The sequence below is a fragment of the Streptomyces sp. SS8 genome, assembly GCF_054072955.1.
On record NZ_JBSVCZ010000004.1, the window covers coordinates 151,696 to 177,992 of the forward strand.

Annotated in this window: 24 protein-coding genes, 1 pseudogene and 1 riboswitch; of the genes and pseudogenes, 14 read left to right on the plus strand and 11 right to left on the minus strand. The window is 72.3% G+C overall.

All coding sequences use genetic code 11. The annotated features are described in order from the left end of the window. Positions 1-5: 5 nt before the first annotated feature. Positions 6-1,445 (minus strand): MFS transporter, encoded by a 1,440-nt coding sequence (locus tag ACW69E_RS06020; protein ID WP_457497125.1) that lies wholly within the window; start codon positions 1,443-1,445, stop codon positions 6-8. A gap of 457 nt (positions 1,446-1,902) precedes the next feature. Continuing rightward, positions 1,903-3,798: an ATP-binding cassette domain-containing protein gene (locus ACW69E_RS06025; RefSeq protein WP_457497126.1), complete on the minus strand. Its 1,896-nt coding sequence runs from the start codon at positions 3,796-3,798 to the stop codon at positions 1,903-1,905. Positions 3,799-4,128: 330 nt separating this feature from the next. Here ACW69E_RS06025 and ACW69E_RS06030 point away from each other — a divergent pair, with 330 nt between their 5' ends. The 4 genes and pseudogenes from ACW69E_RS06030 (at position 4,129) to ACW69E_RS06045 (ending at position 9,762) form a co-directional block, all read left to right on the plus strand. Beyond that, a complete protein-coding gene (locus tag ACW69E_RS06030) occupies positions 4,129-4,662 on the plus strand; it encodes a CbrC family protein (RefSeq protein ID WP_457497127.1) in 534 nt (177 codons plus the stop codon). Positions 4,663-4,809: 147 nt separating this feature from the next. Continuing rightward, a pseudogene (locus ACW69E_RS06035) lies at positions 4,810-5,557 on the plus strand (phosphotransferase). A 579-nt stretch (positions 5,558-6,136) separates the two neighbouring features. Continuing rightward, positions 6,137-6,314: riboswitch (cyclic di-AMP (ydaO/yuaA leader) on the plus strand. 111 nt (positions 6,315-6,425) lie between these two features. Beyond that, positions 6,426-7,385, plus strand: a complete 960-nt coding sequence (locus ACW69E_RS06040) for a transglycosylase family protein (RefSeq protein WP_457497128.1) — start codon at positions 6,426-6,428, stop codon at positions 7,383-7,385. A 157-nt stretch (positions 7,386-7,542) separates the two neighbouring features. Further along, the gene (locus tag ACW69E_RS06045; protein WP_457497129.1) at positions 7,543-9,762 is read left to right on the plus strand and encodes an NADP-dependent isocitrate dehydrogenase; all 2,220 of its coding nucleotides are present in this window, start codon (positions 7,543-7,545) and stop codon (positions 9,760-9,762) included. 112 nt (positions 9,763-9,874) lie between these two features. Here the strand turns inward: ACW69E_RS06045 and ACW69E_RS06050 are convergent, their stop codons facing one another. From ACW69E_RS06050 to ACW69E_RS06060, 3 genes are all read right to left on the minus strand, one after another. Next, positions 9,875-10,561, minus strand: coding sequence for a histidine phosphatase family protein (locus ACW69E_RS06050; protein ID WP_457497130.1), 687 nt, complete (start codon positions 10,559-10,561; stop codon positions 9,875-9,877). Positions 10,562-10,693: 132 nt separating this feature from the next. Further along, positions 10,694-11,446 (minus strand): SDR family oxidoreductase, encoded by a 753-nt coding sequence (locus tag ACW69E_RS06055; protein WP_457497131.1) that lies wholly within the window; start codon positions 11,444-11,446, stop codon positions 10,694-10,696. Between the two features lie 325 nt (positions 11,447-11,771). Then, positions 11,772-12,377, minus strand: a complete 606-nt coding sequence (locus ACW69E_RS06060; protein ID WP_457497132.1) for a TetR/AcrR family transcriptional regulator — start codon at positions 12,375-12,377, stop codon at positions 11,772-11,774. A 367-nt stretch (positions 12,378-12,744) separates the two neighbouring features. Here ACW69E_RS06060 and ACW69E_RS06065 point away from each other — a divergent pair, with 367 nt between their 5' ends. The 4 genes from ACW69E_RS06065 (at position 12,745) to ACW69E_RS06080 (ending at position 14,622) form a co-directional block, all read left to right on the plus strand. Beyond that, positions 12,745-13,161 (plus strand): DUF1622 domain-containing protein, encoded by a 417-nt coding sequence (locus tag ACW69E_RS06065; protein WP_457497133.1) that lies wholly within the window; start codon positions 12,745-12,747, stop codon positions 13,159-13,161. Then, on the plus strand, positions 13,158-13,403 hold the full coding sequence (locus ACW69E_RS06070; RefSeq protein WP_457497134.1) for a hypothetical protein: 246 nt from the start codon (positions 13,158-13,160) through the stop codon (positions 13,401-13,403). Before ACW69E_RS06065 ends, ACW69E_RS06070 begins: the two co-directional genes overlap by 4 nt. 130 nt (positions 13,404-13,533) lie before the next feature. After that, positions 13,534-14,064, plus strand: coding sequence for a DUF421 domain-containing protein (locus tag ACW69E_RS06075; RefSeq protein ID WP_457497135.1), 531 nt, complete (start codon positions 13,534-13,536; stop codon positions 14,062-14,064). Between the two features lie 105 nt (positions 14,065-14,169). Next, positions 14,170-14,622, plus strand: a complete 453-nt coding sequence (locus tag ACW69E_RS06080; RefSeq protein ID WP_457497136.1) for an SPW repeat domain-containing protein — start codon at positions 14,170-14,172, stop codon at positions 14,620-14,622. An 86-nt stretch (positions 14,623-14,708) separates the two neighbouring features. Here the strand turns inward: ACW69E_RS06080 and ACW69E_RS06085 are convergent, their stop codons facing one another. Next, positions 14,709-15,419 carry a hypothetical protein gene (locus tag ACW69E_RS06085; RefSeq protein WP_457497137.1) on the minus strand — a complete coding sequence of 237 codons (711 nt, stop codon included), beginning with the start codon at positions 15,417-15,419 and terminating at the stop codon, positions 14,709-14,711. A 680-nt stretch (positions 15,420-16,099) separates the two neighbouring features. Here ACW69E_RS06085 and ACW69E_RS06090 point away from each other — a divergent pair. Both ACW69E_RS06090 and ACW69E_RS06095 read left to right on the plus strand, forming a co-directional pair. Further along, positions 16,100-17,323, plus strand: a complete 1,224-nt coding sequence (locus tag ACW69E_RS06090; RefSeq protein ID WP_457497138.1) for a cation:proton antiporter domain-containing protein — start codon at positions 16,100-16,102, stop codon at positions 17,321-17,323. Between the two features lie 43 nt (positions 17,324-17,366). Beyond that, the gene (locus ACW69E_RS06095; protein WP_457497139.1) at positions 17,367-18,347 is read left to right on the plus strand and encodes a potassium channel family protein; all 981 of its coding nucleotides are present in this window, start codon (positions 17,367-17,369) and stop codon (positions 18,345-18,347) included. A gap of 48 nt (positions 18,348-18,395) precedes the next feature. Here the strand turns inward: ACW69E_RS06095 and ACW69E_RS06100 are convergent, their stop codons facing one another. The 4 genes from ACW69E_RS06100 to ACW69E_RS06115 form a co-directional block, all read right to left on the minus strand. Beyond that, positions 18,396-18,584: a hypothetical protein gene (locus tag ACW69E_RS06100; protein WP_457497140.1), complete on the minus strand. Its 189-nt coding sequence runs from the start codon at positions 18,582-18,584 to the stop codon at positions 18,396-18,398. A 52-nt stretch (positions 18,585-18,636) separates the two neighbouring features. Next, positions 18,637-19,044, minus strand: coding sequence for a four-helix bundle copper-binding protein (locus ACW69E_RS06105; protein WP_457497141.1), 408 nt, complete (start codon positions 19,042-19,044; stop codon positions 18,637-18,639). A 146-nt stretch (positions 19,045-19,190) separates the two neighbouring features. Then, positions 19,191-19,835 (minus strand): DUF305 domain-containing protein, encoded by a 645-nt coding sequence (locus ACW69E_RS06110; protein ID WP_457497142.1) that lies wholly within the window; start codon positions 19,833-19,835, stop codon positions 19,191-19,193. 110 nt (positions 19,836-19,945) lie between these two features. Then, positions 19,946-20,386 (minus strand): DUF6153 family protein, encoded by a 441-nt coding sequence (locus ACW69E_RS06115; RefSeq protein ID WP_457497143.1) that lies wholly within the window; start codon positions 20,384-20,386, stop codon positions 19,946-19,948. Positions 20,387-20,509: 123 nt separating this feature from the next. On the opposite strand from ACW69E_RS06115, the gene ACW69E_RS06120 reads away from it, so the two are divergent. Beyond that, positions 20,510-20,863: an ArsR/SmtB family transcription factor gene (locus ACW69E_RS06120; protein ID WP_237878182.1), complete on the plus strand. Its 354-nt coding sequence runs from the start codon at positions 20,510-20,512 to the stop codon at positions 20,861-20,863. A 120-nt stretch (positions 20,864-20,983) separates the two neighbouring features. On the opposite strand, the gene ACW69E_RS06125 is transcribed toward ACW69E_RS06120, so the two are convergent. After that, a complete protein-coding gene (locus tag ACW69E_RS06125; RefSeq protein WP_457497144.1) occupies positions 20,984-22,351 on the minus strand; it encodes an FAD-binding oxidoreductase in 1,368 nt (455 codons plus the stop codon). A gap of 1,277 nt (positions 22,352-23,628) precedes the next feature. Between ACW69E_RS06125 and ACW69E_RS06130 the strand changes: the two genes are divergently transcribed. From ACW69E_RS06130 to ACW69E_RS06140, 3 genes are all read left to right on the plus strand, one after another. Then, positions 23,629-24,939 carry an NAD(P)/FAD-dependent oxidoreductase gene (locus ACW69E_RS06130; RefSeq protein ID WP_457497145.1) on the plus strand — a complete coding sequence of 437 codons (1,311 nt, stop codon included), beginning with the start codon at positions 23,629-23,631 and terminating at the stop codon, positions 24,937-24,939. A 151-nt stretch (positions 24,940-25,090) separates the two neighbouring features. After that, complete coding sequence (locus tag ACW69E_RS06135) at positions 25,091-25,390, plus strand: acyl carrier protein (RefSeq protein ID WP_457497146.1); 300 nt, start codon at positions 25,091-25,093, stop codon at positions 25,388-25,390. After that, a complete protein-coding gene (locus ACW69E_RS06140) occupies positions 25,380-26,279 on the plus strand; it encodes a thioesterase domain-containing protein (protein WP_457497147.1) in 900 nt (299 codons plus the stop codon). The genes ACW69E_RS06135 and ACW69E_RS06140 overlap by 11 nt, the downstream gene beginning before the upstream one ends. The last annotated feature ends 18 nt before the right edge of the window (positions 26,280-26,297 follow it).

The following is a 26,297-nucleotide window of genomic DNA, read 5'->3' on the forward strand; positions in this document are numbered from 1 at the left end:
ACCGCTCAGCGGCCGTCCGCGGAGGAGGAGACACCGTCGCGCGGGGGCGGCACCCTCCCCGGGCTCTCCCGCCTCCCCGGCTCACCGGGCTCGCCGATCCGCTCCAGATCCCGCATCCGGGTCTCCTTGGCGACCCCGACCGCGAGCAGGGTGAGCAGCGCGGCGGCGATCACGTACAGCGCCACCGGCGTCGAACCCCCGAAGTCCGCCAGCAGGGCGGTGGCGATCAGCGGGGCCGGGGCGCCGGCGGCGACCGACGAGAACTGTGCGCCGATCGAGGCCCCCGAGTAGCGCACCCGGGTGGCGAACAGCTCGGAGAAGAACGCCGCCTGCGGGGCGTACATCGCGCCGTGGAGAACCAGCCCGACCGTCACCGCCAGCAGCACCGCGCCGAAGGACTCGGTGTCGATCAGCCAGAAGAACGGGAACGCCCACAGACCGACCCCGGCCGCGCCCAGCAGGTAGACCGGCTTGCGGCCCCACCGGTCCGACAGCGCGCCCCACACCGGGATCGCCGCGAAGTGGACGGCCGAGGCGATCAGCACCGCGTTGAGCACCGCCTGCTTCTCCATCTCCAGGTGCTTGGTGCCGTAGACCAGGACGAAGGCGGTGATGACGTAGTAGCTGATGTTCTCCGCCATCCGCGCGCCCATCGCGATCAGCACGTCGCGCCAGTGGTGGCGCAGTACGGCCAGCAGCGGCATGGTCTCCGCCTTCGCCGACGCGCCCTCGGAGTTCCCGGCACCCTCGGCGGCCCTGCGCGCCTCGGCCTTCGCCAGAGCGGCCTTGAAGACCGGCGACTCGTCGACCGACAGCCGGATCCACAGGCCCACCAGCACCAGCACCCCGGACAGCAGGAACGGCACACGCCAGCCCCAGGAGACGAACGCCTCCTCCGACAGCACCGCCGTCAGCACCGCCAGTACGGCGGTGGCCAGCAACTGGCCCGCCGGAGCGCCGGTCTGCGGCCAGGACGCCCAGAAGCCACGCCGGCGCGCGTCGCCGTGCTCCGACACCAGCAGCACCGCGCCGCCCCACTCGCCGCCGAGCGCGAAACCCTGCACCAGCCGCAGCACGGTCAGCAGGACGGCCGCCGCGGAGCCGAGCTGGGCGTGGGTGGGCAGCAGCCCGATCGCGAAGGTCGCGCCGCCCATCATCAGCAGGCTGATCACCAGCAGCTTCTTGCGGCCCAGCCGGTCGCCGTAGTGCCCGAAGACCAGCGCGCCGACCGGGCGGGCGACGAAGCCGACCGCGTACGTCACGAAGGCCAGCAGCGTTCCCACCAGCGGGTCGGACTCGGGGAAGAACAGCTTGTCGAAGACGAGCGCGGCGGCGGAGCCGTAGAGGAAGAAGTCGTACCACTCGATGGTGGTGCCGATCAGGGACGCGGTGACCACGCGTTTCAGGCTCGAAGGGGTGGGCGGGGCGCTTGCGGGTGACGGCATCGGCACCACTTCCTGACACTCGACGGGGACGTCCGTGTGCCGCCACACCGTAGGAAAGCCCAGGTCGCGGGCGTATGTGGTGGGACACCACAGTTCCGCGCGCCGCGGTGCGCGCGCCCGCCATGCTGCGGGGCGGGCGCGCGGCCGGCGGCCCCGCGCGGGGGCCGGCAGGGCCGGGCGGGAGGGTGTCCGAGTTGCCCCGCTCGGGTGTGGTTCGGGAGCGCGGTGCCGACTCCCGTGCTGACTCGGTGCTGACTACGCCGCGTACAACTCCGAGATGAGCCGCGGACCGGACGCCCCCGCATCCCGGCGACCCGCGAGTCGCGGTGGGTGTGGTGCATGGGCCGTCGGATGGGCCGTGGCCGGGCGGCCCGGGTGTTGCGGCCGGGGAAGCAGTGGTGTTTGCTCCCCCGGGCCGCGGTGTTACGGCGGAGGTCATGCCGGGGTGCCGCGTTCCTCACCGGTCCTGGGACAGGGCGAGGAGTTCGGCGAACAGGCCGCCGGAGTCGGCCAGTTCCTCGTACCGGCCTTGTTCGATCACGCGTCCCTCGCGCATGACGATGATGCGGTCGGCCAGGCGGGTGTTCTCCAGTTGGTGGGTGACGACGATGGTCATGCGCTCGGCGGCGATGCGTTTGGTCTCCAGGAAGATCCGGTGTTCGCCGCGCGCGTCCATCTGGGAGGTCGGTTCGTCCAGGATCAGCAGGGGGGACTGCCGGTACAGGGCCCGGCCGCAGGCCAGGCGCTGCCACTGGCCGCCGGACAGTTCGGCGCCGCCCCACAGCTCTCTGGCCAGGAGGGTGTCGAGCCGGCGGGGCAGTTTCTCGACCGCCTCGCGCATGCCGACGGCGTCGACGGCCTCCCACACGGGGGCGTCGTCGTACGTCCTGGGCTGGCCGAGGGTGATGTTCTCGCGGGTGCGCAGTGGCCAGCAGGCGGAGTTCTGCGGGACGAGGGCGGTGCGTTTCCACACCGCATCGGGGTCGGCGGCGGCGAGGTCGGTGCCGTCCCACAGGACGCGGCCCTCGTCGGCCAGGAGGATGCCGGTGATGAGCTTGACCAGGGTGGACTTACCCGAGCCGTTCTCGCCGACGACGGCCAGGATCTCGCCGCGGCGCAGGGTGAGGGAGACGCCGTTGACGGCCGGCTCGTCCTTGCCGGGGTACTGATAGACGACCTCCTCCAGCCGGATCTCGTCCACCCGGTCGGGGATGGCAGCCTGGCCGCGCCGGGGTGCGCGGTCGGCGGCCAGGTCGAGGAAGGAGCGCATGTCGGCCAGGTAGAGCGAGGTGTGGAACATCGCGGCGCCGTGGATGACGAACTGGGAGAGCGCGGCCAGGGTGGTCTGGACGGCGACGACCGCGGTGGCGGCGACGGGCAGGGCCACCCGCCCGGTGGTGGCCAGCCAGGCGAGGGTGGCCCAGGTGCCCAGCAGGAACGTGCCGCCCAGGGCGCTGGTGGCCAGGGTGATGCGCAGCATGCGGGGCGCGGCGGTCAGGGTGCGCTGGTCGATCCGGTCCGACAGGGCGCGGTACCAGTAGACGAGGTAGCCGGTCATGCCGTTGGCGCGGACCTCGTCGCCGTAGCGGGAGTAGGTGGCCCACCAGCGCATCATGGAGCGCACGTTGCGGTCGCCGACGTTGAGGTAGTGGGTCTCGTAGTCGACGCGGGCGGACAGCACGGCGCCGACGCCGGCGGGGATCACGGCCAGCAGGAGCAGGGGCAGCATCATCGGGTGCAGGGCGGTGATGACGCCGCCGGCGGCGGTCATGCGGATGAGGGCCGCCATGAACCGCTGGCCGTCCTGCACCATCAGCCGGGTACGGGTGACTCCGACCTCGGCGGCCTCCTGCCGGTCGGCGAACCCGTCCTCGCCGTACGCGGAGGCCTCCACGCGGCATACGGCGGCCACCAGCGCGATGTCCGCCTCGGTCGTCAGCCGCGGGGTGATCCGCCCGTCGGCGTAGGAGGCCAGGGCGCCGCTGATCCGGCCGAGTCCCGCGGCGGCCGTCACGACGGCCAGGGCGGGCAGCGCGCCGTGCAGGCGTTCGGATGCGGTGCCGGTGCCCAGAAGGTGGGTCATGGCCTGCGCGGTGAACGCCAGGACGGTCGCGGCCGTGGCGCCGGCCAGCAGCTGGCATGCCAGCAGGAGCACGACGCAGGACCTGTCGACGGCCCAGGCCATGCGCGCGGTGTGTCCGAGCACGGCGGGCAGACGCCGGCACATCGCCCCGAAACCGGCCTCCGCCAGGGGGTTCTTGCCGTGCTGGCCCTCGAAGGTGATGGTGGCCGGTGGTGGCGGGGGAGGCGTCTCCGTATCCGTGCGTGTGGTCGGGGCGTTGGTCACCGTCATCTGCGTCTCTCCTTGTGGGCCGGCACCGCACCCGGATGGCTCGGCGATGCACGGCATAACGACGCGGCGACGGAACCGAGCGCGCTCGATTTCGGACGTGCCGGGCCCCTTGCTCGGCAAGGGGCCGACCACTCGAGCGCCGCGCGGGAGCCCTCCGTCGAGAGGCGAGAGTTGGCCGAATCGCCGGTGCCCGAAACGCAAGGGGCCGACGGGGTTCCCGATGTCCGGCAGGGGGTCGGAACCGCCGTTTGGTCGCGGGCGTCCTCGCGGACAGACTGTCCCTGTGGAATCAGCTGGTGTGGCCACCGAAGCGTGGATCGGGAAGCGGCGATGAGTACCGGCCTGCCCTTCTTCCGGTACCACCCGGATCCCCTGGCGAGCGGTTCCATCCGCGCGTCCGCCGAGACGTGCGCGTGCTGCGGCCGCGGCACGGGCTGGATCTACACGGCGGCCTTCTACACCGCCGACGAGGTCGGCGGACGCTTCTGCCCGTGGTGCATCGCGGACGGGAGCGCGGCCGAACGCTTCGCCGGGGAGTTCGCCGACTCCTGTGGGCTCGACGGCGTCGGCGAGGACGTCGTCCACGAGGTCACCCGCCGCACTCCCGGATTCCACGCCTGGCAGGATCCGCGCTGGCTCGTCCACTGTCACGACGCGGCCGCCTTCGTGGGCGAGGTCGGTTACGCCGGGTTGGCGGCACATCCCGATGCCCTCGACCGGCTGCGGGCCGATCTGCGTATCGAGGGCCGGCACGACGAGGACGAACCCGAGCGCTTCCTGACCCACCTGGGGGAGGGGGCGACCGCCATGCTCTTCCGCTGTACCGTCTGCGGCACCCACCTCGCCTACGCGGACGCTCCCTGAGGACCGTCTGCCTCGGCGATTGTCCTGTGCCGCCGGGCATTGGCCCTCGTGCCGGGACCGGTGGCCGTGAGTTCCACGCCGTCGGGCGGTGGCGCGGAGGCCGGGCGTCGCAGACGCCGGACTCCCGTGCGGTTAGCGTGCCTTCGCATGACCCATACCGAGATCGAGATCACCGCGGAGCCGGTCCGGGACCTGCTGCGCGACCAGCACCCCGATCTGGCCGACCGCCCGCTGAAGCTCGGCGCGCGTGGTTGGGACAACCGGCTGTGGCGGCTCGGCGACGACCTCGCCGTACGGCTGCCCTGGGCGACGAGGTCCGCGGACGAGCTGCTGCGCAAGGAGTACGCGTGGCTGCCCGCACTCGCCCCGAGCCTGCCGCTGCCGGTCCCCGTACCCGCACCGCCTGGGTGAGCCCTCCGAGCGGTTTCCGCGGCCCTGGACCGTCACCACCTGGGTGCCGGGCGAGCCCGTCGACCGGGCGCCCGTCACGCGCGCCGCGGAGGCGGCCGACGCCCTGGCCGCCTTCCTCACCGCCCTCCATCGGCCCGCTCCCGCCGGGGCTCCAGCCGGTCGCTACCACGGGGGACCACTGGCGGACCGTACCGAGGGATTCGCCGGGCAGCTCGACGCGGCCACGGAGGCGGGACTGGTGCCCGGCCCGGACGCCGTCCGCGCAGTCTGGGAGGACGCCGCCGCCGACCGCTTCCATGCCGCATATCGGCCGGCCCCGGACGCGGCCACCCCGCGCCGCGCCCGCGGCTGGGCGGTTTCGAAGGCCCTCACCCGCCTTCTCGTCGGGGACGCCGGCGTCCACGGCCGCCCCGGCGGCAAGCCCACCTGGGGCCCGCCCGGCCGCGCCGCACTCGGGCACCTGACCGCAACGGCCCACCGCTGACCACGCCTCGACCTCTCGGTCCCCCGGTGAAGAGGGGCGCGCATGCTTCGCCGTTCGGCGGGGGGCGGGTGAATCCGGTGGGCGACGGGTGCGGCGCCGCGCGCTTGTTCGCGGGGTGCCGCGGAGGGCCGGGGGTGACCCCGAAGCCGTCGGGGAGTGTTCCGGTCGTGCGGTGAAGGCGGGTGGGAATCCGGGGAATCAGCCTCCTTGCACACTCCTGGGCCTTAAAGCTGCTTGGTCTGGAAAAGGTTGATGTAAAGGACCCTCTTTCCGGCCGTGTGACCGGAGTCACAGTTTCGATTGCCCTGCTTGCCCTTCGAGGGAAGATCCAGTTCCCCTGTCTCCCGGATTCTCCGTGTCACCCGGAGATTTGACTTGTGCTCGACTGTCCCGGGGCGTCGTGATCCGGCCGAGATCCTGTGCGGACCGTGTTCATGATTCACGACTCGGTGACAGCGCGAAGGGCCTTGCTCTTCCAGCGCCTTGTCTCTGTGAATTGGTTGTGTTTATGTGTCCTGGCCTCCGCCGCATCGCGGAGGTTCCACCGCCGGGACGCCGAGTCCTGCCGCCCGGCCGGTGGAGGGAGCGCAGCCGACCATGGCAGGAGCGGGGAAACCGAGTTAAGTGCCGCGACCGCGATTTTTCCGCGATCCGGCTTGGGGTGAAGCCTTTCCCGAAGTGCCCTCGAGCACCCGGGAAGGCCGGGCAACTCCAGCCCGAATCCGACAGCTAACCTCGTAGGCGTGGGAGAGGACTCACACCCATGTCTCGTGGTCGCCACCGTCGTCCGAGCAAGTCTTTGATTTCCCGTCAGTTCTCCCGGATTTCCCTGGTCGCCGCGGCCGGTGGTGCGGGAATCGCGGCGCCGATGGTCGCGGCCGGCAGTGCGAACGCGGCTTCCGCCGAGGTGTGGGAGAAGGTCGCCGAGTGCGAGAGCAGCGACAACTGGTCCATCAACACCGGCAACGGCTACTACGGCGGTCTGCAGTTCTCGCAGTCCAGCTGGGAGGCGGCCGGCGGCACCGAGTACGCGCCGCGCGCCGACCTGGCCACCAAGCAGGAGCAGATCACCGCCGGTGAGAAGCTGCTCGAACTCCAGGGACCGGGAGCCTGGCCCACCTGCGGACCGGCGGCCGGGCTCACCCGGGACTCCGGCGCGCCCGACAGCGCCCCCGCCACCCAGACGGGCGGCGAGTCCGAAGTGAAGGCGGGAGCGAAGGCCGGGGCCGAGCGCAAGCCCGCCGCCGGCTCCCACACAGTCGCCCCCGGCGACACCCTCCACCGGATCGCCACCGCCCACGGTGTGGAGGGTGGCTGGCAGACGGTCTACGACGCCAACCGCGAGACCGTCGGTGACAACCCGCACCTGATCCTCCCCGGCCAGGAGCTGAGACTGGCCGCCCGGTCCTCCGGCGCAGAGCAGGAGCGCGCCCCGCAGCGCGCCGACCGCACCCAGGCCCGCCCGACCGCGGAGAAGACCGCGCCCCAGGCCTCGCCGAAGGCCTACGCGGACAACCTCGACGGCTGGATCCGCGAGGCCCTGGACATCATGCGGGCCAACGGCATCCCCGGCACCTACGAGGGCATCCACCGCAACATCATCCGCGAGTCCGGCGGCAACCCGAACGCGGTCAACAACTGGGACATCAACGCCCAGCGCGGCACCCCCTCGATCGGCCTGCTCCAGGTCATCAAGCCGACCTTCGACGCCTACCACGTCCCGGGCACGGCGAACAGCCAGTACGACCCGGTCGCCAACATCGTCGCCGCCTGCAACTACGCGGCAGACCGCTACGGCTCGATCGACAACGTCAACGGGCCCTACTGAGCCGACCGGGACTGCGGGCCCCGTGGCCCCGCCCCCCACCCTGCCCCTTGTGGTGGCGCGCTCGCGCCACCACAAGGGGCAGGGCACTTTCGGGGGAAGGCCCTCCACGGGATATCTTGATGTCGAGCAATGTTGCAGACGTGGAGCGGAGCACCCGGTGACTGACTCGACCATCATCTACACACAGACCGACGAGGCCCCGGCCCTGGCGACGTACTCTTTCCTGCCGGTGGTCAGGGCCTACGCCGCCAAGGCGGGCGTCGCCGTGGAGAGCCGTGACATCTCCCTGGCGGGGCGGATCATCGCGGTCTTCCCCGAGTACCTCAAGGAGGAGCAGCGCATCGGTGACGCGCTCGCCGAGCTCGGCGAGCTGGCCAAGACCCCCCAGGCCAACATCATCAAGCTGCCGAACATCTCGGCCTCCATCCCGCAGCTCAAGGCCGCGATCGCCGAACTCCAGGAGAAGGGCTACGCGCTCCCGGACTACCCCGACGACCCCAAGACCGACGAGGAGCGGGAGATCCGCGCCCGCTACGACAAGGTCAAGGGCAGCGCCGTCAACCCGGTGCTGCGCGAGGGCAACTCCGACCGCCGCGCCCCCGCCTCGGTGAAGAACTACGCCAAGACCCACCCGCACCGCATGGGCGCCTGGACCGCGGAGTCCAGGACCAACGTGGCGACCATGGGCGTGGACGACTTCCGCTCCACCGAGAAGTCCGCGGTCCTCGCCAAGGACGACGCCCTCCGCATCGAGCTGGTGGGCGACGACGGCTCCACCACCGTGCTGCGCGAGTCCGTGCCCGTGCTCGCCGGCGAGGTCGTGGACGCGGCCGTCATGCGGGTGGCCGCGCTGCGCGAGTTCCTGAAGGAGCAGGTCGCCCGCGCCAAGGCCGAGGGCGTGCTGTTCTCGGTCCACCTGAAGGCCACCATGATGAAGGTCTCCGACCCGATCATCTTCGGTCACGTGGTGCGCGCCTTCTTCCCGAAGACCTTCGCCGAGTACGGTCAGACCCTCGCCGCCGCCGGCCTCACCCCGAACGACGGCCTCGGCGGCATCCTCAAGGGCCTGGAGTCGCTGCCCGAGGGCGCGAAGATCAAGGAGTCCTTCGAGGCCGAGCTGGCCGAGGGCCCGGAGCTGGCCATGGTCGACTCCGACCGCGGCATCACCAACCTGCACGTCCCCAGCGACGTCATCGTCGACGCCTCCATGCCGGCCATGATCCGCACCTCCGGCCACATGTGGGGCCCCGACGGACAGGAGCACGACACCCTCGCGGTCCTGCCCGACAGCTCCTACTCCGGCGTCTACCAGGCCGTCATCGACGACTGCCGGGCCAACGGCGCCTTCGACCCGGCCACCATGGGCTCGGTGCCCAACGTCGGCCTGATGGCGCAGAAGGCCGAGGAGTACGGCAGTCACGACAAGACCTTCGAGATCCCGGCCACCGGCACCGTCCGGGTCACCGACGGCGACGGCAACGTCGTGCTGGAGCAGACGGTCGGCGCCGGCGACATCTTCCGCATGTGCCAGACCAAGGACGCCCCGATCAGGGACTGGGTCAAGCTGGCCGTCACCCGCGCCCGCGCCACCGGCGCCCCGGCGGTGTTCTGGCTGGACGAGACCCGCGCCCACGACGCCAGGCTGATCGAGAAGGTCCGCACCTACCTGGCCGAGCACGACACCGAGGGCCTGCGGATCGAGATCATGGCGCCGGTGGAGGCCACGAAGTTCTCCCTGGAGCGCATCCGCCGGGGCGAGGACACCATCTCGGTCACCGGCAACGTGCTGCGCGACTACCTCACCGACCTGTTCCCGATCCTCGAGCTGGGCACGAGCGCCAAGATGCTCTCCGTCGTCCCGCTGATGAACGGCGGCGGCCTGTTCGAGACCGGCGCCGGCGGCTCCGCGCCCAAGCACGTCCAGCAGCTGGTCAAGGAGAACTACCTGCGCTGGGACAGCCTGGGCGAGTTCCTGGCCCTGGCGGTCAGCTTCGAGCACCTGGCCCAGACCACGGGCAACGCCAAGGCCCAGGTGCTGGCCGACACCCTCGACCGGGCCACGGCCACCTTCCTCAACGAGGACAAGTCGCCCACCCGCCGTATCGGCGGCATCGACAACCGCGGCAGCCACTTCTACCTGGCGCTGTACTGGGCCCAGGAGCTGGCGAAGCAGACCGACGACGCCGAGCTCGCGCAGGCCTTCGGCCCGCTGGCGCGGGAGCTGGACGAGCAGGAGCGGACGATCGTCGGCGAGCTGGCCGCCGTCCAGGGCTCCCCGGCCGACATCGGCGGCTACTACCGCCCCGACGACGCCAAGGCCTCGGCCGTCATGCGCCCGTCGCAGACCCTCAACCGGGCGCTGGCGAGCCTGTCCTGACACGGCGGGCACGGAGGCGCTCCTCCGCCCCCTGCGCCTTCCGCGCCCGTCCCGTGACGCCGCCGCCCCGGCCGGACTCCTCGTCCGGCCGGGGCGGCTTTCGGGTACCGGGTCAGCGGTAGGTGAGCAGCGCGCGCCGCTCCCCGGCGAAGTGCGCGTGGTCGTTGAAGGCCAGCAGGCTGATGCCGGAGGAGCCCGCGACGAGGGTGGTGATCGCGGCGTTGACGGTGACCCGGTTCAGCGCCACGATCCCGGCCGGCGGGGCGGACAGCAGCCCCCCGCACAGGGCCGCCAGCACTCCGCCGGAGGTGACCACCACCGCGTCGCGCCCGGGCCGCAGTCCTTCGGTCAGCCCTCGCAGCGCATCGGCCGCGCCGGAGGCGAACCGCTGCCAGCCGCCCCCGCCCGTGTCCGCCATCCACGCGGTAAGGGCCCGGTCGAGGGCCGCCTGGACACCGCGTGAGCCGTAGGAGGCGTCGGCGGACGTGCCGGCGGGGGTGTCCTGGGGCGCGGCGCCGCCGTAGCGCTCGACGAGATCGATGTGGTCGTACTCGTTCCACCGCGCATCGGTGCGCGGCGTCCCGGACAGCCCGGCGGTTCTCGCGATGATCTCCGCGGTGTCGCGCTGCCGGGCCAGGGTGCCGCAGACCACGACCGGGTCGCGCGGCGCACGCCGGGCCAGCTCGGCGCCGGCGACCTCCGCCTGTCTGCGTCCGAGGTCCGACAGCACGTCGTACCCCTCGGCCGTGTCGGCGCCGAACGTGGCCTGGCCGTGGCGGACCAGATGGATGACCGGCATCGCTGCCCTCCTGTCGTCGATGTGCTGTCGGGGCTTTCCGGTCCGGCGGTCCGGCGCTGCCGCCGTTTTGCCCGGGGAGGGCGGGCGGAACCGGGGCCCGGTCCGGGAGGCGGGGGCGGGGAGCGGCTTTCCTCAGCTCATCCTGGCCACGACGCCCAGGGGCAGCAGGCGCATGGCGAAGCCCATGGGCACCCAGGGCCAGGCGGGCACCTTCGCCTGGGCGCGCTCGGCCTCGATGGCCCTGACCATGGCGCGCACCCCCTTCTCGGTGGAGACCATCAGCGGTGTCCGGCCGGCCGATCCGCTCATCTCGGAGGCGATGTAGCCGGGGAAGAGGGTGGTGACCCTGATCGAGGTGCGCAGCAGCTCGGCGCGGATGCCCTCGGCGAGGGCCGCGACGCCGGCCTTGCTGGCCGCGTACGTGGTGAGGTTGCGGGGCAGGCCGCGCATGGCGCTCATGGAGGAGACGACGACCAGATGGCCGGCCCCCTGGTCGCGGAAGACCTCCACGGCGGCCTCGCACTGGGCGAGGGCGGCGGTGAAGTTGGTCCGCGCGGTCTGGAGGTTGGCGTCGAAGCGGCCGGTGCCGATCGGCTGGCCCTTGCCCAGCCCGGCGTTGACCACGACCCGGTCCAGCGAGCCCAGATCGGCGCGGAAGGCGCGGAAGACCTCGAAGACGGCGCCGTGGTCGTTGACGTCCAGCGCGCGTACCGAGACGGTGATGCCGGGATGGGCGGCCAGCAGTTCCTCGCGCAGCCGCTCCAGACGGTCGGTGCGGCGGGCGCACAGGGCGAGATCGCGGCCCCTGGCGGCGAACTCGCGGGCCATCTGCTCGCCCAGCCCGGCGCTGGCCCCGGTGATGAGGATTCTCTGACGGGTGCTCATGCCGTGTGCTCCTGTGTCCTCGTCGTGTTCCGTGCCCCGGCGGACCGGCCCCCGTGGCCGGCGGCCGGTCCGCCGCGTGGGACGCCGGGGTACGCGTCCTCGTGGGGGAGAGCCCCGGTGACCGGCGGACCCGGTGACGCGTCCGGTGTACTTCCGGGCCCGCGGTGATTGGGTGAAGTTCGCGGCCGGCTCCCTGCCGGGGATGTCAGGAGTGCCCGGGCGGCGTCGCCGCGACGGCGAGCGTAGCCAACATACTGACCAGTGCTCAACAGCGTGGGCGTGGGGTGGTCCGGATCACCTCCGTGCACCGGCGGGCGCGGGACGGTCAGCGTGAGGGGGCGAGCGGTGCGCCCAGAGGCGCGAGCAGCCGGCCGAGGCCGTCCACGAGGAAGCACGCCAGTTCCTCGGCCGCCACTTCCTCCCCGGCCTCGATCGCCATCTCCTCGGCCATCGCCAGCCAGCCCCGCACCGCGAGACGTACCAGCGGATCGGGGGAGGGCTCGCCCAGCGCCGTCAGGACCCGCTCGGCCAGCGTGGCGCGGATGCCCTCGAACACCTCCACCACCAGATCGTCCCCGCCGGCTCCGGCGCGCACCAGGGCCACGTAGTTGGCGCGGCGGCGCCGCACGAAGCCGGTGAAACCCTCGACCACGGCGCGCACCCGCTCCTCGGGCCCGCCCTCGTCCGGCAGGCGCGTGTGCCGCAGCAGCCGCTGCCCGGCGGCCCGGACCACCGCGACGTAGTAGTCGCGCTTGGTCGGGAAGTAGTGGAAGAGCAGGCCGCGCGAGATGCCCGCCTCGGCGGCCACCTCGTGTATCGACAGCTCGTGGATGGGCCGGCTGACCAGCAGCCTCAGTCCGATGCCGATCAGCTGCCCGCGCCGGTCCTCGGCGCTCAGGCGCACCCGGGCGCGGGCGGGATCGGCGGTCATGCGGGTGACGGTAACCCGCCGCCGCGGGCTCGGCAAACACCGGCCCGGGGCGGCCGGCACACGGGATGCGGAAGGCGCCGGCCAGGACGGGGGGAACCTGGCCGGCGCCGGTTCGGAAGCGGGTGCCGGGGGCGGCGGTCGCCTTCGCGGCGAGTGGCACTGCGAGGCTTCAGCCGGACGATCGTCCTCGCAGGCGGTGTGTGAGGCCCGGGGACACTGTCCCGCCCTCCGGCACCCGCGACGAGTACAACCGCCCGGCCGGCGCGGACATTCCGCACCGGGGATCATGAATCCGGATGGAACCGGATGAGGTGCGTCACATCGGCCGTCCGTGGAATGAGCGGACCGGTGCGGGTACTCGCCGACCGTGAACACAACCGCCGAAGTGCTGTCCGAGTCCGCGCTCGGAGAAGCGGTCGACCTCCTGGTGAGGCTGGTGGAGGCGGCGGGCGCCCTGATCATCTTCACGGGAGCCGTCTGGGCGTTCGGACGCTTCCTGCTGACCATGGCGCGGGGGGCCGGCCCGGACCGCAGGTTCAACAGGATCCGGCTCACTCTGGGGCGCTTCCTGGCGCTCGGCCTGGAGTTCCAGCTCGCCGGAGACGTACTGCGCACGGCGGTCGCGCCGAGCTTCACCGAGATCGGGCAGCTCGCCGCGATCGCGGCGATCCGCACCGCCCTGAACTTCTTCCTCGGCCGGGAGATCGCGGCCGAGCGCGCCGAGATCGAACGCGAACGCCGCAAGGAGGCGGACGGCTCCCGGGCCCGGGCGGAACCGGTATGACCACCGCCCTGAACCTGGCGGCGCTGGCCACCACCGCCTTCGGGCTGGTGGCCGCCGCGGTGGTGCTCGCGGCGGCCGGACGGCTCGCGCCGGCCCTGGCCGTCCTCCTGGACTTCCTGACCGCGGCGGGACTGCTGCGGCTGACCGGTGATCCGAGCTGGAGCACCATCGCGGCGGCCGCCGCCGTGATCGCCGTCCGCAAGCTGGTCACCGCCGGTCTGCGCGTCCAGCGGCCCGGCTGACCGCGCGGGCCGTACGGACGGCGGCGTCCGGGCGGCCTCCGGGCCGGCGCCGGAGGAACGCGCGTCCAGCGGCCCGGTCACGGGGGGCGCGGGCGTGTTGCGGAACGGAACCACCGGGTAGTCGTATCCGATGTTCTTCGACACCGGATACGACCTGCTGCGGGTGGCCGTCATGACCGCGTGCTCCTACGTGGCCCTGATCACGGCGGTGCGGATCTCGGGCAAACGCACGCTGGCGAAGATGAACGCGTTCGATCTGGTGGTCACCGTGGCCCTGGGGTCGACGCTGGCCACCATCCTGCTCAACTCGACCGTCTCCCTCGCCGAGGGAGCGCTCGCCCTGGCCCTGCTGGTGGCCCTCCAGTTCGTCAGTGCCTGGGCGGCGGTGCGCTCCCACCGCTTCCGGCGGCTGGTCAAGGCCGAACCGACCCTGCTGCTGAGCGGCGGCCGCATGCTCGGGGAGGCGATGGCCCGGCAGCGGGTCACCGAGAGCGAGGTGCTCCAGGCGATCCGCTCCCAGGGGATCGGCTCGGTCGAGGAGGTCGCCGCGGTGGTGCTGGAGACCGACGGCAAGTTCAGCGTGATCACCCGTTCGCAGGCCGGCTCGGGCAGCTCCCTGTCGGACGTCGGGCAAGCGGCCGGAGCACGGCCGGGGGAGTGATCCGGGGGCGGAGGCCGCCGAACGGAGCCTGGGCGGAGGACGCGTACCGGGCGAACCGCCGCGAACGGTACCAAGATGGTCGGGAAGATCCATCAAGGAGTTCCCATGGCTCGTCATTCCTCACCGCGCGGGCGGGCAGCCGCCCGGAGCGCCGCCTCCACGCCCGGTCCCCCGGGGATTCGGGACCAGCTCGTGACCGGCCTGATGCTGCTGGCCGGCATCTGGCTGATCCTGGCCTCGTGGTTCCTCAGGTACCCCTTCGGCGACGCCGCGGTCGACGCCCAGCGCAACGAGACCGGTGTCGGCATCGTGCTGCTGCTCGTCGCCTTCGCCCGGATCGTACGCCCGCGCGGGTGGCTGTCGGATCTGGCCGTCCTGCTCCTGGGCGTGTGGCTGCTGGTCGCGCCCGCTCTGATCGACTACGGCGGCACCGAGAACACCCCCCGGGTGGCCCAGACCAACGAGATCGTCATGGGCGTCGTGCTCGTGGTGCTGGCTCTGGTGAGCATGCTGCTGCTGTTCCGGGCCCGGCGCATGAGCCCGGAAGAGGCCGAATGAGCGGGGTGCGGCGCGGGGCTCCGTGCCTTGCCCGTTCGCGACGCCCCCGGCGGCCGTCCGTCCGGACCCCGGCCACCCGTCCGTGATCAGGAGTTCCCGCTTTCCCCGACGCCTGTCCCGGCGGGCCGGTCGCCGGCGGTGCGGGACTCCAGGAAGTAGGCCCCCAGGCTGCCCGCGAGGGTGGCGAAGACGGCGACCGAGTAGACCGCCAGCACGATCTCCATGACCTTGGGGAAGGCGCCGGGCCGGTTCAGCGGCTCCCCGGTGACGGTGGCCAGCGCGGTGGCGTGCAGCGCCTCGCCGAGGGAGCGGTAGGAGCCGAACTCGTACAGCAGTTCCCCGCTGCCCAGGACGGTGATGGCGGAGACGGCCGCCAGCCACCCGATCCGGTCACCGAGCACCCGGCGCGCCGAGCGGGAGGAGCGCACCACCGAGGAGAGCACCCGGCCGGTGCGCAGCATCCGCACCGAGTGCGCCAGCCGCAGCACCCTCAGGAAGGGCAGCACCAGGAAGAGGAGCTGCCACCAGTTGCGGCGCCAGAAGGCCCTGGTGTCGGGAGCGATGAGCACACGGGTGAGGAACTCCGCGGCGAACACCGCCCACAGCAGCCAGCCGGCCACGGCCAGGGCCAGGCTCAGCGCGCTGCCGGGCCGGGCCAGCCGCTCACCGAGCACGAGCAGCAGGAACAGCACGCCCAGTGCGCTCATCACCGGGGTCGCGCGGTCCAGCAGCTCCCGGGCGAGCCGCTCGCGTTCGGAACGGGGGCGTCGGGAGGGGCGGACAGGAAGAGCAGGCACACCGCTGCCGTTCCCGCTGCGCGGGCGCGTACTCACGCCGCTTCCGCCGCCCGCCCCCGCCGCCTGGCTCCCCGGGCGCCCGGCCCGCAGGCGCGCGGGACGTCCCACCAGCGCCCGTCGGACGCGTGCGCGGGCGGGGCCCGGTGAGCCGGACCCCGCCCGCGTCCTCGGGGGAGGCGTGTCGCTCGCGTCTGTGTTCTGGTGTGCCGGGCACCTCCTACATCTCGGCCCGCCGGGGCAGGAGCCGGTCTTCCCGGTGGCGTGCCCGCTCCAGCCGGAGCGGGCAGGCGGCCGTGCGAGGCCCGCCGGGGCCCCGGCGCTGCCGTGGGATGCGGCGGCCCCTATGAGCGGCGCGATCACTCGAGTCGGCTGCCCTCAAGGGTTTCTCCTCTCCTCAGTGCGACCCGCCGTCGCGGCTTCCTGACGGGCCGGATTTCCGCTGACGGTCCGTCAGAACTCCGGGATCCGGTGGAGAGCGCCGGACACCACCCCTTCGGATGAGATGTGGCGGCTCCTGCGTATCGGAGGCGAACGTGTGTATGGATTCGGAGTGGCCGGCCTCTCGCTCTGCGCCCGCTTCGGCGTCTCGTCCGGCCACGCCACCCGGACGCCCCGTCCGCCCGGTGGCCGGAGCGACTGTCGGTGCATGACAAAGAGCGGAGCAGGGCAGCCGCACGGACATGCTGGACGAACTCCTGACCGTCACCGCGGCCCTCGCCCTGGTCGTCGCCGCCCTCTCCGTACACATCCAGCGCGCTCCGCTGAGCGGGCCGCTGCTGGCGCTGCTGGCCGGGATCGTCTTCGGCCCGCAGGTGCTGGGCGTCCTCGACCTGCCCACCGTGGTGGAGGGGCACAAGGAACTGCACGAGGCCTCCCGCCTGCTCCTGGCGGTGTCGGTGATGGCGATCGCCCTGCGCTACCCGTTCCACGACGTGCGCTCGAGGGCGAAACCACTGGCCGTCCTGCTGGTGGCGGCCATGCTGGGGATGGCGCTGATCACCACGGCGCTGTCGGCCGCCGTCCTCGGGCTCGGCCTCGGCGCGGCCGCGCTGCTGGGCGCGGCCCTGTGCCCGACAGACCCGGTGCTCGCCTCCAGCGTGGTCACCGGCGAGCCGGCCGAGAAGACGATCACCGCCCGCACCCGGCAACTGCTCTCCCTGGAGTCGGGCGCCAACGACGGCCTCGCCCTGCCCCTGGTGCTGGCCGCGGTGACGATCGCCGGAACCCTCGGCGGCACCGACGCTCTGCTGGAGTCCCTGTGGCAGGTACTGGGCGCGGTCGTCCTCGGAGCGGCGGCGGGCGCGCTGGGCGGCAGGGTGCTGCGCAAGGCGGAGGAGCACCGGACCGTCCAGTCCGGCCCCCTGCTGGTCTACACCCTGCTGCTGGCCCTCCTCGTCCTCGGGGCGGCCGGGCTGATGCGCCTGGACGGCATCCTCGCCGTCTTCGTCAGCGGACTGGCCTTCAACGCGACGAGCTCGGTCAGCGAGCGCGCCGACGAGGACAAGAACGACGAGGCGGTCAACCGCTTCCTCGTCCTGCCGCTGTTCGTCGTGTTCGGCGCCATGATCCCCTGGCGCGAGTGGGGCGAGCTGGGCTGGTGGCGCGGCATCCTGCTGGTCCTGGGCGTTCTGCTGCTGCGCCGCCTGCCGGTCCTGCTGGCGCTGAAGCGGCCGCTCTCCCTGACCTGGCGCGAGACCCTCTTCATGGGCTGGTTCGGCCCCATCGGAGTCTCGGCCCTGTTCTACCTGACGATGGAGGCCCACCGGCTCGGCGCCGACCCGGTGGTGCTGGCCGCCGGAACGCTGGTCGTCGCCGCCAGCACCGTCGCGCACGGCGTCACCACGGCCCCCGGTCTGTCCCTCTACGCCAGGGCGGGCGAGAAGGACCGGGAGGCGGCGCGATGAACGTTCCGGCTGCGCCCTGGCCGCCCTGGCCCTGGCCGACGCGGTGATCACCTCGCTGTCGATGGTCACCGGCACCGGCCCGGTCGGCGGCCGGGTGGCCAAAGGGGTGTGGCGAGGCCTCCTGGCCGTCCAGTCCCGGGTGTCGCGCGGAACGCGGCTGCTGGAATGGAGCGGGACACTCACCCTGCTGGCCACCTTCCTGACCTGGACGGTGCTGCTGTGGGCCGGATGGTGGCTGGTGTTCGCCTCCCACGACGATGCCGTCGTCACCTCCGTCACCGGTGTGCCCGCCGACGGCTGGGCGCGGGTGTACTTCACCGGCTACACCGTCTTCACCCTGGGCATCGGCGACTACGTCCCAGGCACCGCCTGGGCCCAGGTGGCCACCACCGTCGCCTCGCTGTCCGGGCTGTTCCTGGCCACCCTCTCCATCACCTATCTGGTGCAGGTGGTCCAGGCGGTGGTCCACAAGCGAGTCCTGGCCGAGCAGATCCACGCCCTGGGGCGGGACGCCGCCGCCGTCATCGCCACAGGGTGGACCGGGAACGGCTTCAGCTCCATGTTCAACCAGCATCTGGTCTCCCTGACCGCCCCGCTGCTGCGCATGGGCGAACACCACCTGGCCTACCCGGTCGTCCACTACTTCCACTCCGCCTCGTCCCACAAGGCCCCCGCTCCCGCCGTCGCCGTCCTCGACGACACCCTTCTGCTGCTGTGCGCCGGCGCGGCTCCCGAGGCCAGGCCCGACCCGGCGGCCACCGGCCCCCTGCTGTCCGCCCTGGACCAGGTGCTGGACACCTTGCGGGGGCAGTTCTTCCGCCGGGCCGGACAGGAGCACCCCGCGCCCGGGCTGTCAGTGCTGCGGCAGGCGGGCGCCCCCGTGGTCGACGAGGAGCGGTACGCCGCCGGAGTCCGGGAGCACGCCCGGCGGCGGCGCAGCGTACGGGGGTTCCTGCACAGCGACGGATGGCGCGACGACCGCAGCGGCCAGGACGACCGCGGTGACCGCGGCGACCGGGTCTGAGGCACCCACTCCGCCGGCGACCGGACCGGGAGGTCTGCGGGGAAGCCGTCAGTGGCCGCCCTCGGACAGGGACAGGCGCTCGGTGAAGGCCCTGCCGCCGTCGCGGGACTCGTGGACGCCGCCGGCGGTGGCGGCCAGGACCCGGTCGGGGGTGACCGCGGTGAGGGCCTGCGCCTGCCCGCCGGGCACCCTGCCGGTCTCCGACCAGCCTCCGCCGCCGTCGGTGCTGCGGTGCACCGTGCCGTCGGTGGCGATCCCGCGTACAGCCCGTCCTTACCGGTGGGGGGCCTCAGAGGGTCGCCAGCAGCTCGTTGCAGGCCTGCTCGCAGCGGCGGCAGGCCTCGGCGCAGATACGGCAGTGCTCGTGCATGTCGGCGTGGCGCTCGCACTCCTCCGCGCAGGACTCGCAGACCATGGCGCAGGCCTGGAGCTGGGTGCGGGTGATGTTGGCGTCGTAACCGGTGTGCCGGGACAGGATCTTGCCGGTGGCCTCGCAGATGTCCGAGCAGTCCAGGTTGGTGCGGATGCACTTGCGCAGCTCGGCGACCATGTCCTCCGACAGGCAGGCGTCCGCGCACGCCGTACAGGCCTGCGAGCAGTCGAAGCACTCGGCGATGCAGCGCTCCATGGCCTGGCGGTTCACACCACCGAGGTCGGCCGGGTAGGTGCGCAGCATCTCGCTGACCATCGTCGTCATGGTTGTCCCCTTTCGCGCGGTTTCGTTCGGTCTCGCGGCGGCCCCCGGCCCGGTGTGGGGGCGGGGCCCGCGGTGCCGTGCGGACGGGTAACACCCCAGAGTGGTGCGTAAACCGGGGGCCGGGATCCCGGCCCCCGGTGCCGGCCCTACTTCCGGCCGAGCAGCTTCTCCATCGCGTCGATCTCGGCGTTCTGGGTGGTGATGATGTCGTCGGCCATGGCCTTCGCCGGGCCGTAGGAGCCGTTCTCCTTCTGGTCCTCGGCCATGGTCACCGCACCCTTGTGGTGCTCGATCATCATCTCCAGGAAGGCGGTGTCGAACGCCTTGCCGGAGGACCCCTCCAGCTCCGCCATCTCCTCGGGGGTCATCATTCCGCTCATCCCGTGGGAGCCGTGGCCGGAGTGGTCCGTCCCGTCCGTGCCCTCATCCTTCGGGGGAACCTGCTCGCCCCAGGACTCCAGCCATCCGGACATGGTCTCGATCTCCGGATCCTGGGCCTTCCTGATCTCGGCCGCCAAGTCCTTGACCTCCTGCGAGGCGGCCCGGGTCTCGGCCATGTCGGCCATCACCACCGCCTGCCGGTGGTGGGGGATCATCCCCTGGGCGAAGGAGACGTCGGCGGCGTTGTGGGAGCCGGCCGGGGCGGAGTCGTCCGCGGTGGGCTTGCCGCCGTGGCTTCCGTGGCCGGAGGAAGAGGACTCCTGGGAACCGCAGGCGGCCAGGACGGCGGCGGCGGTCGCGGCGGTCACCGCGAGGGCGGCGCGGCGCAGGGTGGAACGGTGTGCGGTCATGGTGGTACGGACTCCTGCCGTGGGAGGGAGGCCCCGGAGACGGGGCGGGACATGGCGCGTCGCGCGCGGCCGCCGGCCCCCGGACGGGAGGGCGGTCGCGCGGGGCGCTCCTAAATCCGCAGGAGTTGCAGTTCGCTCAGCGACGGGGGAGCGCGGCCGGAGAGGGCCGCGGACGGCGCCCGCCCCGCGAAGGGCGCCTGCGCCGGGGTCAGGGCGCAGGCGGGGGGCGCCGGCAGCGGGGGCGGGCCGGAGATGCCCACGGCCGCGCAGGTGGCGTCGGCGTGGTCGGGGTGCCCGTTCGTCCCGTGGCCCGGGTGTGCGCAGGCGTCGTCCGCGACAGTGTCCGGGGAGCCGTGCGCGGCGGCGGGCGCGTCTGCGGACACCGCGTGACCGGCGGCGGGCGCGCTGCGAGAGGCGCTCGGCACGGCGGTCGCCCCGGCCGGGGCCAGGCCGTGCATGGCCACCAACCCTGTCAGCACCGCCAGAACCAGCAGCACCACGCGGACCCGGGCCCGGCGGGGGTGGGTCGGTGGGTGCGGTCGCCGGTTCACGCGGACATTCTACGGACGCGCCGTCACGGGGGCCGGGAGTGGGGGCCGCGGAGGGGCGAGCGGGGTGGTTTCGAAGGCCACGCATTCTGGTCCGTCTGATTCGACATGTGTCAACATAGGGGCATGTCGAACACGAAGGCGCCGCCGGTTTCGAAGGTGGAGCCGTGCTGCCCGCCGCTGACCGAGCGCCCGCTGACGGCCGAGGAGGCCGAGCGGACCGCCGCGATGTTCAAGGCACTGGGCGATCCGGTGCGGCTGAGACTGTTCTCCCTGGTGGCCTCGCACGACGGCGGTGAGGCCTGCGTGTGCGACATCTCCGACGTCGGGGTCTCCCAGCCCACCGTCAGCCACCACCTGAAGAAGCTCCGTGAGGCCGGGCTGCTCACCTCCGAGCGCCGCGGAACCTGGGTGTACTACCGCGTCGAGCCGTCGGTGCTCGCCGCCATGGGACGGTTCCTCGTCTCGGCGGGGGCCTGACCGGTTCCGCGCCGTGGTGGGCGGTGCGGCGGGGCCCTCATCGGACCCGAGCAGGCGGGGGCTTGTCACCCGGTTTGCTGTGTACCGGGCGCGCCCGGCTGACGCAGCGCCGACCCGGCGTCAGCGGGGCCTGATGTTGTGGTTGAGCCGGAAGACGTTGCCGGGGTCGTACTCGGCCTTGACCTCGGCCAGCCGCCGGTGGTTGTCCGGCCCGAACCCGGCGATCACACGGTCCTCGCCCTCGTTCCCGATGAAGTTGAGGTAGACCGTGCCGGCCGACCAGGGCCTGACGTCCGCGCGTACGTCGTGGGCCCATCGCCGGACACGCTCGTCGTCGGCGGGGTCCTCCCACAGCCCGAAGGGGTGGACCACCCACGGGGCCCGCCGCCAGGGGATCGGGTGGTCCTCCGGGCCCCGCGCGACCGCGCCGCCCTGCGGGAAGAGGACGTGCTGGGAGGGCGAGGGCACGAGCAGATCGGCGGCGCGGGCGCAGAAGGCGTCCACCGCCTGGTCGGGGAAGGAGGCCAGGTACTCGGCCGACCAGTAGTTCCGGTAACCGGGCGGGTCGTCCAGCATGCACTGCAGGTCGGCGTAGGACAGTTCGGTGATCATCTCGGCGTCGTGGTCCATATCGAGCATGGGCTCGGCGACGTCGCGCATCTCCTGCATGCCGCCCGCGTATGTGATCAACACCGCGCAGGCGAGCTTCCCGGCCATGTCCGCGGGGACGAACTCCTCGGGCGGTGCGGTCAGGTAGATGAGTCCGCCGCTGACCTCGTCCGGGGCGGCCTCCAGGAAGCCGCGGTAGACCCGTGTCACATCCGGGCCCGCCTCGGGGCGCCACATCAGCAGGGCCGCGGTCATCTCGGCGAGCGGGTGCAGCCGCAGGGTGAGTGAGGTGGCCACGCCGAAGTTGCCGCCACCGCCGTGCAGCGCCCAGAACAGTTCCGGGTTCTCCTCCTCGCTCGCGTGCACGGTGCGGCCGTCGGCGGTGACCAGTTCGGCGGACAGCAGGTTGTCGCTCGCCAGGCCGAACCTGCGGTCCAGCCAGCCCGTCCCGCCACCCAGTACGAACCCGCCCACCCCGGTGGTGGAGACCCGGCCGCCGGTCGTCGCCAGACCGTAGGGCTCGGTGGCCCGGTCCAGATGACTCATGACGGCGCCACCGCCGACCCGCGCGGTGCGCCTGCCGGGGTCGACCACGACCGTGTGCATGCGCCGCAGGTCGACGACGATGCCGCCCTCGGTCAGGGCCATGCCCGCGACGCTGTGTCCGCCGCCGCGGACCGCTACCTCCAGACCGTTGGCCCGCCCGAACCGGACCGCCTCGGCGACATCGCGTTCGGTCTCGCACTGGGCGACGACGGCGGGACGCCGGTCGATCATCGAGTTGAACACCTTGCGGGCCTCGTCGTAGGGCGCGTCGCCGGGGGTGATGACATCGCCGGCGAAGCCGGCGCGGAGGTCGGTGAGAGCTGTGTCGAGCATGCCGTGGGTCACCGTGCAGCTCCCTTCCCGGGGCACTGGCAAGCCTCATCCCCACCGTAGCTCCGCGTCGGCCCCTCCGGCGTCCCGGCCGGTCCTCCGGCCGCCGGGCGGAGGCCGCGTACAGCATCGCTCCCGGAACGTCCGTAAATAAACAACAGAGGGGCGGGAAGTGTACGGGGTGCAAACGCGGACACACTCGCCCGTCTGTCGGAGAACCCGAGGTCGGCGTGTGTATCCGGGACGCGCTGATGACGCCATGTTGACGCCGTGTCGAATTATTAACAACGTGAGAAAAAATGTGTTCTTTTGATGCGTGGATCGTGCGTTCCCTGCTAAGGTCATGCCCGTTCCGGGACGCAGCGGGGGCCTGGAACGGTGTTTCATCTCTGAAAATGCGGAGGTGGAGGTAGGTGGCCGTCGAGGCGCTCACAGCAGCTCCTGGCGTATTCGGTCCGAGCTGTTCGTCGGGGGATGGCCCGAGGTTCTTTCCTCGCGGCGCCGCGGAGGCCGGGGGGCCCGGCCGGGCGTCGGCGGCCGGGGGGTGCGGCGAGGCGGCGGGCGGCGGTTCGCGCCGACGGCCCGTGCGGGTCGCCGCGAACCCTCGCGGCGAGGGCCGTTCGCCCGGTCCGTTACCCGGGGCCTCCGGCCTTTGAAGGAGGGTGGCACGGGGGTTCACGCATCGGTGACGATGCGTCAAATGCATTGATTTACAGCCTGGTTGGCCGATTCGGGTTGTTCGGCAGCCGGGAGGGCCGGCGGCGGGGGCAGGGCCCCGGTCCGCCGGCCGGGGGCACCCTTCGTCTCTTTCCGGAGTCTCGGCCGAAGCCTTCTTCTCCCGGTCGTTCCGCTCGGCGGCGGGCCGTCCGCGTCCGCTGGTCCGGGGCGGGTCCCAGGCTCCTGCGAAGGCGGTCCGAACGGCCGGATGTGCCTCGTCGCAACACTCTAGTCCCCACTTTCACCGGAGTGCTCGAGTCAATTCTTCTGCGCGTGTTAACTCTTTTCCCCTTCGGCTCCGGAATCGGCCGGTAATCAATCCGTCCTGCCCCGGGGCGGGAGCCGGGCATATGGTGTCGGCCGCCTGAATCAGGCTGTCCTGCGCCGAAATGAATCAAGGGATGAAGCCGTCGGCTCCTGCCGGGCGGTCCGAAGCAGCCTGCCCGCTCACACCCCGTTCGCACGGAGATGTGAGCGCAATGCGAGGAGATCTCTGTGTTCACCCTGTCCGTCGAATGCCGGACCACCGTTTCCGGTCCCCTGGATCTTGTTAGGAGATACCGATGAAACCGCAGGTCGCCGTCGTAGGAGGCGGGGCGGCGGGCATATCGGCAGCCTGCGGGCTGCGCGAGGACGCCCAGGTGACACTGTTCGAGTCCGAACCGCGACTGGGCGGGCACGCCTACACGGTCGAGGTGGAGGACGCCGGACGCACCTTCGGCCTGGACACCGCCTTCATCGTCTACAACGAGCCGCACTACCCCAAGCTCACCCGCTTCTTCGCCGACCTGGGCGTGGCGACGCAGAGCCACCCGGGGAAGTTCTGCTTCTTCGATCTGGACGTCAAGAGCGCCTACGTGTCCGACGACTTCGAGAAGCCGGAGGAGGAGGTGCGGGCCCGGTACCCCGACGAGTTCGTACGGCTGTGGCAGGAGGCCCGGCGCTTCCTCACCGAGTCGCCCAGGCACTTCGTCCGCAAGCAGGCCGACGTCCCGCTGGGGGAGTACCTCGACCGGCACGGCTACTCGGAGGAGTTCCGGTACGGCTTCATCGTGCTGATCTCCACGGCGGCCTGGTCGGTGCCTGCCGACCGCATCTGGGACATGCCCGCCTCCACGGTGATCGCCTTCTTCTTCGCGCACGGTGCCGAGGGCCTGGGAGGACGCACCGCCCCCTGGCGGACGGTGACCGGCGGCAGCGTCTTCTACGTACGCGCAGCCGCCGCCCGGCTGCGCGCGGCCCGCGCGCGGATACGGCCGGCCACGCCCGTACTGGGCGTACGGCAGGAACCGGACGGCGTTGTGGTGCGGACCGCGGCGGGCACGGAGCGCTTCGACTACGCGGTCCTGGCCACCCACGCCGACGACTCCCTGGCGATGCTGGAGAACCCCACCCCCCGGCAGCGGATGCTGGAGGCCTTCGCGTACCACCCCACCCGCGCCACCCTGCACACCGACCCGTCGGTGATGCCGGAGGACCGGACCACCTGGCGGAGCTGGAACTACGGCCGCCGGGACCGCGACGGCGAGCAGGCCTCCTGGGTGAACTACTACCTCAACGACCTCCAGTGCCTGGAGGGCACCAGGGACTACTTCCTCACCCTGGACAGCGGGGTGGACATCCGCGACGAGCACGTCATCGAGGAGATCGCCTACCGGCACCCGGTCTTCACCCTGGAGGCCCGCAGGCTCCAGAGCGAGATCTACTCCCTCAACGATCCCGCCGGACGACTGATGTTCGCCGGCTCCTACTTCCACTCGCGCAAACTCGGCCCGGACGTCATCGGCCTGCACGAGTCCGCGTTCGACTCCGGCCTCGCGGCGGCCGAGGCGATTCGCGAAGCGCTGCGCAGGTCCCGCGACGCGGCCGCCTGATCCCGTGTCCGCATCGCACGCGTACCGCCGGGCCTCCGCTCGCCCGGCCGCCGCGTGGCTGGTGGCGGAACTGACCCAGATGCTCGGAATCCAGGCCGCCGATCCGGCGGCCGTGTCCCGGCCCCCGAGGCCATCCAGAAGGAGAGATCCCGTGTCCGACACCCCGTCCGCCCAGACCGCCCGCGCCGTCGCGGAGCCGCTCACCGCCGAGACGGTCCAGCAGTGGCTGCTGGAGAAGGTCGCCCACAAGCTGGGCGTCGCGCCCGCCGAGGTCGACCCCGAGCAGTACTTCGACGAGTTCGACCTGGACTCCACCGAAGCGCTGGTCCTCTCCGGGGAACTGGAGGACTGGCTGGGGTTCGAACTGGAGACCACCGCGCTGTGGTACCACCCGACCATCGCGCAGCTGGCCCGGTACATCGCCGAGAAGCAGGCCGAGCATGCGGCCTGAGCGCCCCCGGCCCGAGATCGTCCGAGCCTTCGGCGGCGGGGGCGGGCCGGAGACCGCCCGGGTGCTGGTGATCCACCCGGGCGCCCTGCCCGCCGCCCACTATGCGGGACTGGCTCAATCGCTTCCAGCGGGCACCGGGCTGCACGTGGTGGACCTCGAGCAGGTTCCGGAGTACTTCCGGGCGGCTCTGGACAGCGGACGCGTCACCACCTCGATCGACCGGCTCGCCACCCGGGCCGCCGAGGAGCTGCGCGCCCGGGAGCTGCTGTCACGGCCCTGGAACCTGCTGGGCTGGTCCTTCGGCGGTGTGGTCGGGCACGCGCTCGCGGGCCTGCTGGAGGGGGGTGAAAGACCGGGCCGGCTGGTGCTGCTGGACAGCATCGCGCCCGTACCGGGCTACGTGCAGCCGGAGGAGGCCATCGGGCACGACATGGCCCTGCCCTGGTTCTGCATGTATCTGGCCGCCAAACGCGGCGGCGGCCCGGACGCCCTGCCCACCGAGTTCCCGGAGGGCGCGGAAGGCCCGGACGGCAGGCCGGACGCGGCACTGGAGCGGGTGCTGCGCGCCGGACTGGACAGCGGCGTCCTGCGGCCCGGCACCACCCTCCCCGGTCTGCGCAAGGTCTACGACACCTATCTCGACGGCCTGCGGCGCAACAACCGGCTGGCAGCCGGGCACCGGCCCCGCCCCGCCGGTCTGCCACTGGTCCTGCTGCGTCCCGAGCGCGGTCTTCTCGCCACCCCCGACCCACTGGGCTGGTCCGTGCTCGGCGACGACCTGAGCACCGGACGCACCCCCGGGGACCACTACTCGATGCTGCGCGAACCGGAGGCCCTGCGGCGCATCGCCGCCGCGGCGGCCCCCCAGACGGCCCCCGCCCCGGGATGACGGGCGCCCCGCCGCCCG